We start from the raw sequence: 17,671 nt of genomic DNA, 5'->3' as shown, positions 1-17,671 counted from the left end.
CCATGAACCCGATCCTGCTCAATGCCGAGGTGATGCAAGGCTATCGCGACCTTCTGCGCGGGTCCTTTACGATGTCATCGCCGCATTTCAAGGGGATGATCGAGAACTTCCTCGCCCGAGACGACACCTTCCTGAAGGGGCCGTGGATCAGCGCGGGCATGCCCTTCCGCCCCGGACCCGAGGAGGAGCTGTTCCCCGAAGTGCCGCTCGGGTTTCGCGCACACCTGCATCAGGGCATGGCGTTTGAACGGCTGGGCGGCGATGCGCCGCGCTCGACCCTTGTCGCGACGGGGACGGGCTCGGGCAAGACGGAAAGCTATCTCTGGCCGATCCTCGACATGTGCCGCCGACACAAGACCGAACCGGGGATCAAGGCGATCCTGATCTATCCGATGAACGCGCTGGCGCAGGATCAGGCGCGCCGCATCGCCAAGGCCATCGCGAAGACACCCGCGCTGGCCGGTGTGCGCGCAGGCATCTATGCCGATGCGCGGCCCAAGGATCCGGTGGTGCAGATGACCGAGGACAGCATCATCACCTCGCGCGAGGCGATGGTCGAGGCACCGCCGGATATTTTGCTGACCAATTACAAGATGCTCGACTATCTGCTGATCCGGGGCCGTGATCGCGATCTGTGGACCCGCAACTCGCCCGAGACCCTGCGGTTTTTGGTGGTGGACGAGATCCACACGTTTGACGGCGCGCAGGGGGCTGATCTTGCGATGCTGATCCGCCGGGTGAAGGCGCGACTGCGCACGCCTGCGGGGCATCTGGCTTGCGTGGGATCGTCGGCGACGCTTGGCGAAGGAGAAGAAGCCTCGGTCGCGTTGCGCCGCTATGCCGAGGACGTGTTCGGAGAAGCGTTCGACGAGGGCTCGGTGATCCGCGAGCATCGGCTGACACCCGACGAGGTCTTTGCCAGCGATCTGGAATATGACGAGCGCCCGTCAGCGGCGCGGATCGCGGCAGCCCTGGGGCGCGCGCGTGACATGGATCAGCCGGGTGCTGCTGCCGAGATCGCGATGGCGCTCTGGCCGGATCTCGCGCGCCCCGAGAATGCCTCCGACATTGGCTGGCGGCGTGAACTGGCGCATCGGTTGCGCCGGACCGACATGGCCAAGCGGGTTTTTGCTGCGCTTTCGGCGGCGGGCCCTGCCGCATCACTGCCTGCGGCGGCGGCGGAGTTGCGCGAACGCTCGGTCTCGATCCGGAAAGGGTATTCGGCGGAGGATGCAGAGCAGGTGATTTCCGCCATCGTCGCGGTTACGGCCTGGGCGCGCGATGATCAGCGCACGGGGCGAGTGGAGCCCTTCCTGACGCTGAGGGTTCAGAACTGGGCCCGCGAATTGCGTCGGATGGTGGCGACCTTGCCGCGCATCGACGGAACGGGTGCGATGACAACGCCCGATCTGCTGCATTTCGACGATATCGAGGAAGATGTGGCGCGCCGCGCGCTTCCGATCGTGCGCTGCGATCACTGTTTCACTTCGGGCTATCTGGGCGAGCTTGGCCAGCGCAACATGAGCCTCTGGAAGGATCCGAAGAAACTCTACGAGAGCTGGTTCGAAGGATCGACCCGGTTGCGGATCATCTATCATGATGAGTTGGAACGGAATTCACCCGGCGGGCTACTCGCGGTTGCGCAGGGGCAGATCTGTGCCGATGAAGTCCGTTTCGTTGCCCAACCTGTCGAAGGAAAACCTGAAGCCGGGCCCCAGACGCCCTGCTGGATATACGACCCATCGAGTGAGGCAGGAAAGATCAAGCGCGATTGCCCACATTGTGGAGCACGTGACGCACTATTCATTTTGGGGTTGCGATCGGCTCGACTGAGCGCCGCACTGGCGGGAACGCTGTTTTCCTCGCGTTTCCACGAAGAGATGGATGACGCCAAGCCGAGAATGCTGATGTTCTCCGACTCGGTACAGGACGCGACGCAGCGCGCCGCTGTCACCGAAAGCCGCAATGCGCGCTGGAATCAATCGCGCGCACTCTGGAGGAGTATAGACGGAAGTGACGAGCATTCCCTGAGCCTGAAGGCACTGTTCGATAAAATCCCTCATAGGTTGCGTACAGGCCTTGGGGATGAAACCTTCGTTGCTCGATATATTTCTGGGGAGATGACTTGGCGCGAAGGGTACAAGAAACTCGTCGTGGAGGGGACGCTTCCTGATCCGTCCCTCGCCGAAGATGTCGAGATGCGCCTGTCTTGGGATGCTTTCAGTGACATGACATGGCAATCTCGGCGGAGCCTGTCTTTACCTGGAACGCGTCTTGTTGCGACGGGGTTCGACGATCAGGCACTTGCTGCTGCGGCCGAACGCCTGTCGACAGCCCTTGCACATGAAAGCCTTCCAGCGGTTGTACGAGATGCCAAAGAGGCTCGTTTTCTGTTCTGGGGACTATTGAGCGAGATGACAGCGCGCGGCGCGGTCGATCATCCTTATGTAGTTGCTGCCCAACGTATGGCGTCTCACCGGGGCCCAAACTGGTTTGCCGGTCGGAAAACGATGGGACGGGGCGCAGATATTCGGCGCGCCCTTCCTACCTTCCGTGATGGGGGCCGCCGGAGCATGGGACAACCGCGCCTTCCGACCTTGCGTCTGAACGCAAGCGGTCACGAGAAAATTGCGGCAGATGCACGCGGCAACTGGTTCAGGCTCTGGATAGAGCGTTTTCTCGTTCGCTCGGGTAACGGTCTGAAAATTGATCGTCTGCGGGATACCCTCGCTTGCATGCTCCGCCTGTTGGAAGCGGAAGGGTTTGTCCGCGAAGTTCATGGTGCCGACAGTTCCGTCCCTTCGGCATGGCTGGTCTCATCGGATGCCGTGATTGTTTCAACAGAAGTCGAACACCTGGCCTGCGATCATTGCTCTCGCAAGATCGCCGCTTTGCCTGGTCAAGGAGACGGGTCACCGTGTCTGCGACCATCCTGCAAGGGAACACTGATCCGGGATGCCGATGGTGAGGGCTTCGATCACCTTCGCTGGTTCTATCGTCACGGCCGCGATCATCGTGTTGTCGCGCGCGAACATACAGGACTGCTTGATACGGAGACCCGCAAAGCGCTGGAATACGGATTTATCAAAGGCGAAGCGGCATGGAACCCAAATACGATTTCGGCGACAAGCACGCTGGAGATGGGGATTGATATCGGTGATCTGTCGACCATGCTTCTCTGCACCGTTCCACCGAAACCGGCAAACTTCGTACAACGTGCCGGTCGTACAGGACGACGGGACGGCAATGCCCTCAACATGACAACGGTCAGTGCTCGGGCCCATGATTTACAGTTCTGGGCTCGACCAGAGGCAATGTTGGCTGGAGAGGTTGAGGCACCCGGTGTCTATCTCAAAGCACCTGAAGTTCTGAAGCGCCAAGCCGCTGCATTCACGCTCGACCGCTTTGTGGAAAATGCTCTGCACAAGGTTGACTTTGGCACCGTCAAGCCGGTTCTGGATGCAATGGACAGCGACAAGCCAAGTGGAGATCTCTTCCTCTGGCTTGCTGATGTCGAACAGAACGGTCAGGTTCTTGCGCGTGATTTTCTGGCACTTTTGCCTGATGAAGCACGTTCCGTCGTTCGGATATGCGATGCCGTTACTCGTTATCTCACTGATCCAGGTGCTGAGGGGCTTCGAGCCCATGTTGCAGGGTCTCTTGCCTCGGTAAAAGCCGACCGTCAGCGTCTACGCGACATGCAGGACGACTATCGCAACCAGTTGCGCCGTCTGGACGCTCTGAAGCCTCCACCCGATGATCTCGAAGAGCGCAAGGGCGAACTGAAAATCGAGCAAGCCATCTTGAAAAAGATGATCTCGGAAAGCATCGATAAGGTCCAGCTTCTGCAGCACCTGACCGATAGCGGAATCCTGCCCAACTATGCTTTCCCTGAGGTCGGCGTGAAGCTCAAGAGCTTCATCCAGAAGGCCGGATCGGATCGAAAGTCTACGAACGATCCCGCCGACATCCGTAGCTCCGAGTATATCCGTCCGCCGTCATCAGCTCTGTCGGAGCTTGCGCCGGGGCAGATCTTCTACGTCGACGGCCGTCAATTGAAGATTGAGCAACTGGATATTGGACCGGACGACGTGGCCGCTGTGCGGTTCTGTCCCTCCTGTTCATGGACTGCGTCCGAACATGACGCTGCGCAGTTGGCTGGTTGCCCCCGTTGCGGTTCAGCGGCATGGCGCGACGTTTCGTGCAAGGCGGACGTGATCGACCTGAAATCCGTTGTCGTGTTTACGGATGAAGCCAAGGCTGCAATCCGTGAAGCAGATGAGCGCGACGGCACCATGCATGATCGCATGATCCTGCCTCGATACGAACAGCAGCAAATCGAGATCGCATGGACGACCGAGGGCGTTTCTCCACCCTTTGGCTATGAGTTCATTGATGCCTGCGAGATGCACGACGTCAATTTCGGGGAAAGGCGGGCCTCACCTACGGGTGGGCAGGTGGCCGGGCACGAACTTGCATCGTTTCCGTTCCTGATCTGCCGTCATTGCGGCAAAATTCAGTATGCGACCAACGACGAGGAAAATCCGGGCGAGCACAGCAAACGCTGCCCGGCAGAGGGAGGCAAGCAGCCACGCGAACAATGGCTGAAGAAGGTGTACTTGCGACGTTGGTGGAAGACTGAGGCACTGCGCCTTGTTCTGCCTGTCGCCGGAGATGCCAGCAATGACGAAATGAAGAGCTTCACTGCTGCCGTGGATCTTGGATTGAAGGCATTTTTTAAGGGGGCCGTCGATCATATTCGCAGCACGACCTTGTCGGAGACCTTGCAGGGTACAATGGTGCGCAGCTTGTATCTTTACGATGCGGTCCCGGGTGGCTCGAGCTATCTGCGTGAGCTGGCAGGTGATCGTGCAAGCCTGCGTCAGGTCTTTGTACTCGCCCAGAACGCGCTCGAAGATTGTTCCTGTCGCCATCTCGAACAGGCCGATGGCTGTCATGCCTGTGTTCGGTCCTATCGAGCGCAGTTCGGTCCTGGATCTGCAAGCCGGCGTGTTGGACTACAACTCGTCAATCGCGTGCTGAGCAGCTGGGACAGCCTTACGAAGGCAGAGGGCTCAATCAATGGCCGGATCTCTGGGCCGATGGGCGATAGTGCGCTGGAAGATCGTTTTTATCAGGTCCTCGCCGAACGGCTTGGTTCCCCTGATGCTCCGACGGAATTGACCGAGATCGTCACTGCGAATGCAAAGCGTGCCTGGCAGTTCAAGGTTCCTGGAAGCGACGGAACGCAACATATCTGGCGCCTCGAAACTCAGGTCCAGATCAACAAGGCCTTTTCCGGGATGCCGGTCAAGCGCGTAGATTGTCTACTTCGGCCGCCGGCCTCATCAAATGCCCTTCCCATTGTTGTCGAACTTGATGGTTGGGAACATCATGGGCCTAACATTGCCCAGGATCTTCGGGATCGTCTCGAGATGATCCGCTCCGGAGAGGTAAGGGTGGTGACCTTGACTTGGGCCGATCTCGAGGAACGAGCAGAGACCGCACCTCCTTTCCCGGCGCAAAATGTCGATGCGGCGAGGCAAATGGCCCGACAGCTGGCGCATCTCTCGGCGCGTGAACGCGGTTACCTCTTGAAGCTGCTCGAGCTGTTTGCGACGCCTGCGCGGGCGACTTCGCGTGCCTTCGACATGCTGCTGCTGCTATTGTATTTCCCCGAAATGCCGCTCTCGAGAGTCACAGGCAATGCATGTCTCGCACTTCTCAGACAGGGCGCACCGGCCGTCTTGCCGAGCGATCTCGACCAGGAGAGCCGTGCATTTATCGACTTCGGGAAGTACACGATGCAGTTTTCGTTGCCAGGCGCTCGATTGTTCGTCGGGCTACCGGAGACGGCTCGCACGCCGGAGGGAATGCATCTAGCGCGGGCGCTACTGCACTCATCACTTCCTGACGCGGTATCTGATGCGGCCGCCAACACCAGCGAGCGGCGCGACTGGTGGCATCTTTGGTCGACGATCACGCTGTTGCAGGGCATCGATCTGCATGTCTCGGCGCCTGCCGGTCACGGTCTCGCTCCGGCACCTTCGCTCGCCAGCAGCAACCCTTGGGATCATCTTGAAGATGTGGACCCTATTCTCGAAACGCTGATCGAACTGCTGCGTGACCTGCTGCCTGCACCTGATGCCGTCGGCCTCGACCTTGTCGAAGGAACGCGCGTGGTCGGCATGGCAGAGCTTGCGTGGACAGAGCAACGTATTGGCGTGACCTTCGATCCTTGCACAGTGACGGGCTGGACAGTGATTGAAATAGACCCTGACAACTTAGAGATGACGGCGCTCGCTGCCATCGTCGCCGACCTGAAAGACCAATTCGCCATGGAGATGACATCGTGAACGGCACCCCCGACAAGCTGAACCTCTCCATCGACATCACTTGCAATATGGCGCTCGAGAAGATGCCGGCGAGTGTGCGTAAGCAGTTCTGGAGGCAGGTGCAAAAGATCAGCGCGCATCCCGAAGCAAATGGCCATAATTTCGAGCGCATCAATGGGGCCTCTGACAGGAGAATGCGCTCTCTCCGGATTGATCAGGGCTACCGCGCTATTGCATTGCAGGAAGGAAATGACCTGCTGCTTGTCCATGTTGATGAACATGACAAGGCCTATCAATGGGCCGAAAGGCGGCGGGCCGTCGTCGATGATATCACCCGTTCGGTGCGTTTCGTCATGGCGGTCTCGGAAGAACTCGCGCCAGTGCCCGAAGCGCCCTCGCCAGTGCCATCAAAGTCTGGCCTCTTCGATGCTTGGACGGACGCGGACCTGATTTCTGTGGGCATCCTTGCCGATCATCTGGGTACAGTGCGTACGATATCGGACGATGATGCGATCACGTCGGCACCGGAACTCGATGAAGTCGCCCAGTTGTCTCTTACAGGCCTTGCCGCCGGATTGTCGCTCGAAGAAGTGCGCGAAGAAATCGGCCTTTCGGATGAGCCGACGAAAGAACTGAGTTTCGCGGAAGCCCTGCGTTCAGATATTGCCCAGCGGCGCATCCGGGTTCTTGACGACAAGGATCTCGAGGCGTTCATCGATCAGGACATGGCCGCTTGGCGGATCTTTCTCCATCCGATGCAGCGACGGCTTGCGGAAGGACGGAAAGCAACGACCCTAGTACGCGGTGGTGCCGGGACCGGCAAAACTGTTGTGGCCATGCACCGCGCACGCTGGCTGGCCGATCAGATCCGACGCGACAGTTCCCGTAAGGGACGAAAGGTGCTTGTCACCACCTTCACGCGCAATTTGGCCGCCGATATCCGCGAGAACCTCAACAATCTATGTCGTGAACATCTTGTCGGGCCTACACCAGCAATCGAGGTCATGAACCTTGACGCTTGGGTTGGAGATTTCCTTCGCGCCCGGAAGTTCGATAGACGGATCGTCTTCAGTGAGGGAAAGGAGATGGAAGAGCTCTGGGCGGAAGCGCTCGAACGTTTCCCGATCCCCGAAGGAATGAGCCGCAGTTTCGTGCAGGATGAATGGTCTCAGGTCATCCAGGCGCAGGGACTGGAGCAGAAACATGATTACTTCCGCGCGCCTCGTGTCGGACGTGGCTCGCCACTCAGCCGACCGCAGCGCAAGGAACTCTGGTCTATATATGAGTTCATGCGGGCACGCATGATCGAGGAAGGGATTGCCGAGCCTGATGACGGCTACAGAGCGGTGAAAGCCTTGCTTGATGGGGGCGGGATCACATTGCCCTTTGACCATATTATCGTTGATGAAACCCAGGATATGGGAGAGCAGGCGATCAAAATGTTGCGCGCGATGGTGCCCGAGCGCGACAACGACCTTTTTCTTGTCGGCGATGCGCATCAGCGGATCTACCCCCGCAAGGCGTCCATGTCGGCCTGCGGGGTCAATGTCCGCGGGCGCCGCTCGAATATCCTGCGGATCAACTATCGGACAACCGAAGAGATCCGTCGCTGGGCGGTTCAGGTCATGGCCGGACAGAAAGTGGATGACATGGACGAGGCGACTGAAAGCGCCAAAGGGTATCGCAGTTTGATGCATGGCCCCGAACCGATGCTGGCCAAAGCGGCGAGCAAGGTTGATGAACTGGACCAGCTTGTGGCTTGGCTTAAGTCGCTTGATCTCACAAAGCTTACCGTCGGCGTCTGCGCATTCTCCCGTTTTCAGCGTGACGAGATCGCGGATCATCTTACTCAAGCAGGGTTGCAATCGATCATCCTTGAGCATGAAAGCGACGATCCCTCCACGCCGGGTATTCGCCTTTTGACCATGCACAGGTCCAAGGGGCTGGAGTTTGATGCTGTTTGTCTGATGTTCATGGGAAAGACAGAGTTCCCGCCCGCTTGGATGCAGAAGCCGGACGCTTTCCCAGATCAAGCTGCGAGGGAAGATGCAGTAAGCAGGCTTAATTCACTTGTACATGTGGCGGCGACACGCGCGCGGAGCTTGCTAAGGGTCTCTTCTGTTGGTTGAGGGAGCACGTTATCTCGGCTCCCGCCGCCTCTGAAGCTTGTGAAAGGCGAGCCACTTGGCCGTACTGGTCCAGCGGCACTTATTCAGCAGTCATCCCTCGGCCAGATGAGGTCAGCCGTTTCACGTAAGATTTGAATTCCCCGGTCGTGGTGAAGCATCGATACCCTGCCGAACTCGCGAGCGAGATCAACTCTGCGCTTTCGCCAAGTAGAACGGCAACGGGCTCTGACAGCTCCGTCTGGATGCCGTTGGGCCAGATGAGATCGAGGATCGCGCGTTGTTCGCCGGTTTCGGGGTCGACAAAATCGAAGGATATGTCTCCGCGGGCATAGCCCTGTTCCGCCACCCAGTCATTCAGGGCTTCCAGTTCATCGGCCTCTTCCTGACTTGCGATCCCGCCAAGAAGAACTTTCTTGGTCAGCCGCGCCGGTCGTGCCCCTTCCAGGATCGCAGTGTCGCCATGGAGCAGTGATGCGAGGCATTCGTTGGCGGCATCGGCGAGCAATTCCTTCCGCGCTTCGCTGAAGTCCCGATAGTTCTCGACCTTCCACAAGTTGGGGTCCTGCGGGATCCATTGCGATTGCAGTGCGCCGGGATGCGCGGCTTCGACCTCCGGGAAATAGTCCTCGGGCCTGCGATCCGAAATCGACAGGTTGGTGTCCTTGGTCAGGAAGCAGAAGTTGGCCAGCGCATTCACCTCTGCGCGGGCATAGTTGGCCTCGTAAAGGCGGGCGCGTGGGAAGATGTGATGGACCTCCAGGCGGCTCATCTTGCCCAGGAGATTGTTCTTCAACGGCAAGCCTGTGCCCCAGTCGCGGGCCTCGGTCATCCGGGTCAGCATGTAGAGGACAGGATAGAAGCGGGCCCCAACGCTCCAAGAATGGAAATGCCCTGGTTCTACGCGCAGCCCGCCTTGGGCAAGACGGAGTTCGCCAATCAGCTTGTCGAGATCACCGCCACTCTGATCAAGGATGCCCAGATCCTTGTCGATGAAGCTTTCGACAGACCCGGAGAAGCGCCCCCACATGCCGGTTTGCACGAACCAAAACAGGAGCTTGTCCCGTGTCTTTTCGTCGAGCTTGCCACCGTGGGTGTCGAGGAAGCGAACCATGACAGGAATTGCGAACTTCGAGAACAGGACACGGTTGTGATCGAGGCCGAGACGGCCGCCGATCATGTTCAGACTGCTGTCGATATGCCGAACTGCGCGCTTCAGAGCGCTGGCGATGTCGTCAGATCCTTGAGAGTGGAGATACAGGAACTTTGCCTCCCCGGTCAGGATGGTGTTCACTGATCGAAGCAGCCAGTCCAGCGTGAAGTCGTAGCCTTCGGACCGCCAGCGGGTGATACTGGACTTCATCGTGTCACGGGCTTCCGGCCAGTCAGCGCAGATCTTTGCCAAAGCCAAATCGCCCTTCGAGAGTTTGGTGCCACCGCTGTTCACCCGGTTGAAGATGTCTACGACAACATCAAGCGTCTTGTCGGGCCCCGTGACCTCTTCGATGTGGAAGTTCTTGTCGCGAATGGCCAGCAGCTGGTTCAGGCGACCGATGTAATCGCCGACCTTCGTTTGCGTGGTCGGGTTCTGGCTCAGAGTGGTAACGAACGCCCCGATCCCTGCATTCCCCTTCTGCAAGACCTCGGTTACGTCGATCCAAAGCGGGTCGTCCCGCATCTTGATCGGCTGGAAGAACTCGAATTCCTCGGTTTCGAGGTTGAAACGCAGGTCGGAGAATGCCTTGTCATTGCCATCGAAGAAGCGTGGCGGCTTTCCACGGATCACGCCGTAGAGCGAAGTGATCCGCTGCTGTCCGTCCAGCAGGAGCTTCACCACACCCGGGGCCAGTTGGCCATCGCCACGATGAGTCGCGGTCGAGGCATCGGTCGCCCAGACCAGCAGGCTGCCGACGGGATGGCCTCGGTACAACGACTGGAAAAGTCCCCGGACCTGTTCGCGCCCCCAGACGTACCCGCGCTGGAATTCCGGGAGCGCCATGTGGCCTTTGTCGATGTATTCAAGGATGGATGAAATTTGCATTGCAATACCAAGACTCAATTAATCGTTGATCGAAGAATGGCCTGCAACGCTATCATTTCGCAAGTGAACCGCCCCGACTTTTCCGGAGGGTTATTTGTTCAGTAACTAAGCGACAATATCGAGGCAGTTCAGTTTTGCATAGTAGTCTTCCTCTGCTTCTGCGGGGGGGTATGTATCCGATTGGTCCGAGTAGACGGCGGTTGTTATACCAATTGACCCATTTCAGCGTTTCCCACTCGACTTCGCGGATCGATTACCAAGGGCCGAGCTGGTTGATGACCTCGGTTTTGAAGAGACCTATGACGCACTCGGCAAGCGCATTGTCATAGGAATCGCCGACCGCCCCGACCGAGGGATCGATGTCAGCCTCCGCTAACCGCTCGGTATGCTTGATGGACAGGTATTGGGCGGATTCAACCGTTCGTCGCGGCAAAGCGCGAAATCAGGTATTCATAGGCGCCGCCGATGATGTCGAGCGCACCCACGCGGGAGGGGTGCAGGTCGAGCGCGGGTTTGGCAAAATCTTCGAGGAGGTGACGGAGGGTATCGTTTTTCTGCTCTTCATCCCCGAGCTTGTTCGAGTTGAAGCTGATGTCCTGGAAGACATCTTTCAGCTTGAGCCCTTGGCTTCTTCGATGGCATGCAGGGCCTTGTCGATACGGGTGCCATTGGCGGCCTCGAAGCGGCGGGCATGGAGGGCATCGAAGGATGCGGTTTCGGGAAGATCGAAAGCCTCGTCCTGCATGAGCTCGGCGACCAGTTCGGGCGCATCGGGATGCTCCGCCGTGTAGCGCGCGTGGTGGTCCTTCTAGACGTCCGAGACGTATTTCAGGAACAGCATGGTCAGGACGTAATCATTGTAGATTGACGGATCGACGACACCGCGGAAGGTGTCGCAAGCGCCCTAGGCGGCCTTGTTGATATCTTGCTGGATAATCGGGTTCATGCTCATGCTCGCTTTTTCATAAGCAATCGCATGCAGCGCGTGTCGAAACAACTCCTCTAGAAGACAAATGAACCTGGAATTATCAATACCTGTCGGAGAGTAGCTTTCATCCTGATCGAGCACATGTATCGGTTTCATCGTTTCGTGCTGTCCGATAGCGCTTCGGGTGCTGCACTTCGGCGTCTGAAAATGCTGGCGATTGGTAAAACCCGCGAAGTGTGAGCTTTCAGATTGGAGCGCTTTGGTGGAAGAGGCCGCTATTGCGAGAGATATGCCCGCTCGAGTTCCAATTCGACCTCAACATTTCTCAACATCTGAGCGACTCGGAAGCGGCCTAAAACCAATTTCGACTTCATCATTTTTCATCATGCAAATCGCCGCAGGAGGCGGTTCGACGGTGTAAATCAATTCGGAAATTCGATTGTGGGGCGGCAGATGAGGAGGGTGACGGCGAGCGGTTCATGATGGATGGATCACGTTCCGAGGTGCTGGCCCAAGGGCTCAACGGTCCCGCATTGGAAGGCCACGCCCTCACTCATCACGATAAATCGCCCCACAATTCTACGCAATGCGGCTTAAAGTGGTTGCTTACGGTTTCTCTTCTTTCAGCGGATATTCCCATTGCCGCGTGATACCGTTGAACAGCCGCCCGTTAGGTCCGTGCTTTTCCCATTCCGATAGTCTGCGCCATTGATCCAGAGAGACAACGCGGCCCGTCCATGTGACAGGCTCCCCGTTGATGCCGCGCCCGTGCCGGTGGCAATCGTCATCCGGCCCAGCGCTGGGCGTTCGATGCGCAGTAAATACGGTGGGCGGGTTTTCCTGATTTTGGACGTAGGGCCTTGCGACACCTGCGACATCTGCGACACGCGGGGCAGAGGGCGGCATGTGCCGCGCCTCCCTCGTTTCAGGTGCGGCACCCCGCGACAACTGCGACACAGAGGCGGGTTTGTCGCGAATGTCGCGGGTGTCGCAAGGGGGGCTTGTGAGAATATCCGTAAGAGCGGCCTGCACATCAAACAGCATCGGCGGGCCTCACGATCCGATAGGCTTCCTTGCGGGCGATGCCGCGCACCTCGGCCCCCTCAGGCAGGCGGGCGAGCCAATCATGCCTTTCCAGAAGCGTCACAGATGCACGCGCGGTCTTGCTTTCCCTGAGGCGGTTCGGACCCATCCGCACAATGTCGCGCATCGTCACCTCGGGATGCGGCCAGCTATCCAGAAGCCAGCGGCGCAGGAGTTCGGCGTTCTCGGTCTCGATAGAGATACCGCCCGCCTCGGCCAGCCGCTTGGCCTCCCCCAGATAGAATTGCGCAAGGGTGACACCCCAGCCCATCGCCTGCGGTGTCACCTCGGTTGCATCCAGATCGGCCCAGAGGGTCAGCACACCGGCAAGTCGCGATGCTTGTTCTGCCGCTTTGCTGGCATAGGCGCGGACCTGTTCCATGTCCTGCCCTGCGGCCTGCGCCAGCTCCACCGCCTCGGCAAAGCGGTATAGAAGTTCCTTGGCATTAGGCGAGAGGGTTAGGCGGCGCGGGGTCAGTTCCTGCGGGTGCCGGTCGGTCGGCAGATCAGCTTGCAGGATGTTAGCCAGACGTGCTGCGAACCTATCCACCGAACGGACGCTTTCCGGCCCAGCGCCACGCTTAAGGCGGGTGCCGATCCGGCTGGGCGGTTCGGTAATCAGGAAGCGGGCGAGGAAACCTTGCCCAGACGCCAGAGGATCGGCCAGAAGCGGCAGGGCGGCCACCGGCTGCACCATGAGATGCGCGGCCAGCCTGCGCCCCCTATAGGTCTGTGAGCCATCCCCCGCGCGGGTGCGGTCAATCGGCTCTCCGTTCCAAAGGCGCGACAGCCCCGCCATTGTCTTCAGGCGATTATCCGAGTTCATGGCATGGCCCCCGATAAACCCGCCTGCTTCATCCGAGAACAGGCCAAGGCTCGGGCGTCCGATGCCATAGAGCTTCATCAGCCCTTCAAAGGTCGGGTCCATCGCGGTGAGGTTCGGACGCATGGGCGGGATAGGCTCCGGCCCCATTGCCGCCAGATCGGCGCGCGCACCTGCCGCTTTCTCGGCCTTGGCCCCTGCCGCCTCGGTCACAAGGCGCTCGCGCTTCTTGGTCCAGACCTTGAGTTGCACTTCATGCTCGGCCAGATCGGCCCGATAGGTTTCATCCTCGGCCTGTTCATGGTCCCGCACCCCGCGCATAAGCAGACGGTCACAGGTGCTCTTGCGCTCCCCACTCTCGGCAATGGTCAGGCAGAATAGCGATAGAGGGGAATCCCCGCCTAAGGTCTCCACATCGGCAAAGCCCTGCACGGCCAGAGAGGCCACCGAGAGGGCCGATTGCGCAGCGATTGCGGCGGGTGCCTGCGTTATGTCGACCACGGCCTGCACTACCTCTGTGAGCGGCCCCAGCGCGTCTACCGGATAGGCTTCCCCCTTGGGGATTTCGCGCAGGAGTGGTTGCGGCCCCTCGGCCTTGAACGGAATAGGGGTGATTGCGGTCATTCTGCGCCGCCTTTCTTCATCATAAGAATATCGTTCCAGTCGCGCCCTTGCGGTGCGGGCAAGAGGCTCACGGCCCAACCAAGGCCATAGGCGCGGGATGCCAGTTTATGCGCGGCCTTGGCCCCCGCTTCGTCGCCATCGGAGGCAATGGTCAACCGTGCCGATGCGCTGGGTAGGGAAAGCCCAGTGATGCCGGATGTAGAGAGAGCCGCCCAGATCCGCGCAGGATGCTCCAGAAAGTCACAGGCGAGGCTTAGGGCGGTCTCCACACCCTCGGCCACTACAACCGGCCCAGCGCCTTCTATGAGCCTCACAGCGCCGCCTCCCGTACGCCCGAGCATGGCCTTGGCGGGTTCGACCTCGGCCTTGCCGGTGCCATCAGCCCGAAGATAGGTGCGATGCACCGCGAAGTGCTCGGCCCCATCGACCCGCGCCACCATTGCCGGAAGGCGCTGGGCGGTCGGGTGCCAGCACTCGGGATGAAAGCGCAGGCTATCCGGCAGGGGGCATGTGATGCCACGCCTGCGAAGATAGTGCTCCGCAATCGTGCCCTCAATCGGCAGGGCCTCCCGCCAGACGGTCAAAGCCTGCCGTGCCTTCTTCTCGGCCACGGCCCGCGCCTCGGCTTCTCGCTGGACGATGACTGCGCGGTTAGGGGGCGTATAGCTCCCTATCCCGTCAATGATGCCCAGGCCTTTCAGGGCGTCCAATATGGACGTGAAAGAACAACCCGCGTGACACCGCGCCAGCAAGCGCCCGTCCACCCCGTCAGAGAGGCTTAAGGCGGGCGTGCGGGTGTTGTGGTGTGCAGGGCAGAAGCACAGCCCGTAAGAGCCATGCCAGCGCCCGCGCAGGGCTTGTGTGATTTCCTGCGCTCGCGCAATGGGTGATCCTCCCGTTGACGTCTTCGCGTCGAACGGTTGTGAAAATTTCATTTTCACTTCCTCCAGTCGTTGAAGGGAGGGCCACAATCTTGTAAGGTTCAGTTGTTAAAAGGCTAAACCGAGACCGCGGCCCAACAGGGTGGCGGTCTTATTAGTTTTGATTGCGCGATTGCTTGGCCTGCTCGACCACGGACACGATCTCGGATAGCGGCCAGCGTGACAAGGCGCCGAGCTTGAGGGGCTTGGGGATAGTGTTATCAGCGACGCGACGCAGGAACGTCGGATAACTCATGCCGAGGAGTTTGGCAGCTTCTCTCCCTGCGAGAAGCGGATCGTCGCAGCTCCAAGAATTGGTCTGCTGAGTATCTAGAGGAACGCCAGCCGCGCGTGCTGAGAGGCTTCGAGATGTCACTTTCATGTCCTTTCGGTTCCTGACTTTGAAAGCCAGCGATTGATCATGTTTGACATCTACCGAAGGTTCTTGGGGACAGTGGCCTAGGTGTCCCCATTTTTTATTCATCCATCCTTACTATGCCAACGATTCCAAGTCTTTCTTAGAGATTCTGGCTTGCCAAGCCCCTTGGCGCTACAGGCTTGTGCCGCCCCGCGCACGCCCAAGTCAGGCACAAGTGCCACCATGCACTCCATCTTTTTCTTTCTCGGTGCCTCATGCCTCTTGTTAGTGATATGAGCACTATTGCGACTGCCGCCAGCAACCTTTGCGCCCCTGATGGCATCACTTTCAATGATTTTTCCATCCGCTTTCTGGGCGTGCAACCCTGCAGCAAAAGCGCGCAGCTTGATCCCATCGAGATGTTCGCGCAACGCCTGCCAACCTTCTTCATCCATTTCTGGAGCATCGGGGTCCCCCCTATCCAACAAAACTTTGGAAATAGCTTCGGCCTCCTGTAGGCACTGAACAGACGTGGCCGCATGCGCTGCGCGCGACAGCCGTTGGTCGCCGATTGTCACCTCTTCCTCGTTTTTTAGCGCCATCATTCGCGTATGGACCTCATCTTGGACCTTCTGCCATTCTTCGATATCAGGCGGAGGCCCATCTTCTAGCTCTTCTTCTAATTCCCCAATCCAGAGGATCTTTGCGCCCTCTTGCCATTCTTTGCCAAATGTGGAGGGGTGTGCATATGCTTGGCTAACCTCGTAACCATTTTTAAATTCGGTCATTGGGAAGTCTCTTTTTAGACGCACGAAAAGAGCTTCTTTCGCTGCGCGATCACTTGAGTGACGCCACCAATTCTCGACCGTGTTCCAATCAAGCTCCCGGTAAGCTGCTTCCCATTCATAGGCCATGAGCCCCTCCCGTTTCAGCTTGATAACATGACAGATAACTTGTCACATGGACTGCCCATTTAGCGAGAAGTTCCCGTCGAATTTCGAGGAAGTCCGTGCGCCGATACGCACGCTCCACCGAGCCGCCAACCACATGCCCCAACATCGTCTCCGCAACATCGTGGGGTGCATCCGTTGTTTCAGCCAACCAATCCCGCAAGCTCGAACGGAAGCCATGAGGCCGCTCTGCCATCCCGCGCCGTTCCATCATCCGCGCCATAGTCGCATCGGAAATCACGCCCTTACGCTGGCTCGGGAATAGATACCCATCTCGCGCCATACGCTGCGCCGCATCAATTATCTCCAGCGCCTCGGGTACAAGCGGGACACGGAAATCGGAGGTGCTATCTTTGCGGCCCTTCATAGCCTCGGCGGGGATTGTCCAGACAGCGTCATTGATCTGATCTTCTCGGATAAACCTCAGCGGCCCCGAACGCACGCCAGTCAAGATCAATAATCGCAAAGCAAGATGGGTCACAGAACCATCGGAGAGGCTCGCATAGAACGCGGGTACATCTTTCCAATGTAGCGAAGGAATATTTGTGACCTTATGGCGGCTTTGACCCAATAACGCGCGCGCCTTATCCGTTGCCTGAAGATCAACGGTCAGGCCCAGCGCTGCAGCATGGCGCAAACACAGGCTGAGGCGCCCAAGCGCTTTCTCCGCCACAGAAGCCTTGGTGTGCCAGATGGGCTGCAGGCAATCACGAATATAAGTCTGGTCGATCTCAGAAACGGGGATCTTCCCGAGTTTTGGTAGAACATGCAGTTCGAGCGGGCCGAACCACCGTCCGGCTTTCCCATCGCCTTTCAGTTCTGCCTTGCGGGCTTCAAAGCAATCCCTTGCGACGTCGCCTAGCAGATGCAGATTCCGCTGCGCTTCCCGTCTCGCTTGCTGCCGCGCGTGAATCGGATCGAGCCCGGTGCGTAGAACCGCGCGAGCCTCGTCCGCATGCCGTCTCGCTTCGGCCAGAGAAACTGCCGGATAAGCCCCCAAGCCCATTTCGCGCCGTCGGCCATGCGTTGTGACACGCAATACCCATTTTCCTCTATGTCGGTCCAGCTTTACAAGCCATAGCCCCGCCCCGTCGCAATACTTCCCGACTTCGTAGGACGCGACACCTCTCGCACTTAAACGGTTGATAGCTGTCATCTCTAACCGATCCTCATGGAATCCAGTCCACCTTCCAGTCCACCCCAATATCTAGTGTAATATGATAGTGGATGAGCAAGGATGATAGCTGTCTATATGGGTAGTGCCCTGAAATTATGAATGTATGATAGGCGATGATATTTCTAGAAAACTAGATATAGTGCCATTCAAGGCCCTCTGGGGGCACCATAAATTCATTATAATTCAATGGCCTTTGGTGCGGCTTCCGTTGCGCGCCATATGCACCATGTTGATGCCGCGCAAGTGCAGGCCGCATTTGCGGTGATACTGGCTGCGGTATCGGCGCGGTGGGCCCCGTTTTTCGGC

The 17,671-nt window shown here is 58.6% G+C and carries 11 protein-coding genes and 1 pseudogene; 2 read left to right on the top strand and 10 right to left on the bottom strand.

The features are described 5' to 3' along the window. The first annotated feature begins 2 nt into the window (after nt 1–2). The gene (locus AC2ISB_RS07570; RefSeq protein ID WP_486574638.1) at nt 3–6,356 is read left to right on the top strand and encodes a DEAD/DEAH box helicase; all 6,354 of its coding nucleotides are present in this window, start codon (nt 3–5) and stop codon (nt 6,354–6,356) included. Then, the gene (locus AC2ISB_RS07565; protein WP_486574637.1) at nt 6,353–8,464 is read left to right on the top strand and encodes a UvrD-helicase domain-containing protein; all 2,112 of its coding nucleotides are present in this window, start codon (nt 6,353–6,355) and stop codon (nt 8,462–8,464) included. The genes AC2ISB_RS07570 and AC2ISB_RS07565 overlap by 4 nt, the downstream gene beginning before the upstream one ends. Before the next feature lie 79 nt (nt 8,465–8,543). Here AC2ISB_RS07565 and AC2ISB_RS07560 read toward each other — a convergent pair whose 3' ends face one another. From AC2ISB_RS07560 to AC2ISB_RS07515, 10 genes and pseudogenes are all read right to left on the bottom strand, one after another. Next, on the bottom strand, nt 8,544–10,502 hold the full coding sequence (locus tag AC2ISB_RS07560; protein ID WP_486574636.1) for a GmrSD restriction endonuclease domain-containing protein: 1,959 nt from the start codon (nt 10,500–10,502) through the stop codon (nt 8,544–8,546). Nucleotides 10,503–10,607: 105 nt separating this feature from the next. Further along, a pseudogene (locus AC2ISB_RS07555) lies at nt 10,608–10,908 on the bottom strand (integrase core domain-containing protein); the annotation flags it as partial. Between the two features lie 204 nt (nt 10,909–11,112). Beyond that, nucleotides 11,113–11,247, bottom strand: a complete 135-nt coding sequence (locus tag AC2ISB_RS07550) for a hypothetical protein (protein WP_486574635.1) — start codon at nt 11,245–11,247, stop codon at nt 11,113–11,115. 63 nt (nt 11,248–11,310) lie between these two features. Further along, entirely contained in the window at nt 11,311–11,367 is a 57-nt protein-coding gene (locus AC2ISB_RS07545; RefSeq protein ID WP_486576769.1) for a hypothetical protein, read from the bottom strand. Between the two features lie 669 nt (nt 11,368–12,036). After that, nucleotides 12,037–12,336, bottom strand: a complete 300-nt coding sequence (locus tag AC2ISB_RS07540) for a hypothetical protein (protein ID WP_486574634.1) — start codon at nt 12,334–12,336, stop codon at nt 12,037–12,039. A 127-nt stretch (nt 12,337–12,463) separates the two neighbouring features. After that, nucleotides 12,464–13,960 (bottom strand): YfjI family protein, encoded by a 1,497-nt coding sequence (locus tag AC2ISB_RS07535; protein WP_486574633.1) that lies wholly within the window; start codon nt 13,958–13,960, stop codon nt 12,464–12,466. Beyond that, nucleotides 13,957–14,571, bottom strand: coding sequence for a DUF7146 domain-containing protein (locus AC2ISB_RS07530; protein ID WP_486574632.1), 615 nt, complete (start codon nt 14,569–14,571; stop codon nt 13,957–13,959). Before AC2ISB_RS07530 ends, AC2ISB_RS07535 begins: the two co-directional genes overlap by 4 nt. Nucleotides 14,572–14,995: 424 nt before the next feature. After that, nucleotides 14,996–15,262, bottom strand: a complete 267-nt coding sequence (locus tag AC2ISB_RS07525; RefSeq protein ID WP_486574631.1) for a helix-turn-helix transcriptional regulator — start codon at nt 15,260–15,262, stop codon at nt 14,996–14,998. Nucleotides 15,263–15,360: 98 nt separating this feature from the next. Beyond that, nucleotides 15,361–16,152: a hypothetical protein gene (locus AC2ISB_RS07520; protein ID WP_486574630.1), complete on the bottom strand. Its 792-nt coding sequence runs from the start codon at nt 16,150–16,152 to the stop codon at nt 15,361–15,363. Then, nucleotides 16,142–17,344, bottom strand: a complete 1,203-nt coding sequence (locus AC2ISB_RS07515; protein WP_486574629.1) for a tyrosine-type recombinase/integrase — start codon at nt 17,342–17,344, stop codon at nt 16,142–16,144. The genes AC2ISB_RS07520 and AC2ISB_RS07515 overlap by 11 nt, the downstream gene beginning before the upstream one ends. Nucleotides 17,345–17,671: the final 327 nt, after the last annotated feature.

It is taken from the genome of Thioclava sp. NS-SX20, from assembly GCF_057380695.1.
Note: the sequence above shows the minus strand (reverse complement) of the source record. Positions and strands in the feature narration are given on the sequence as shown.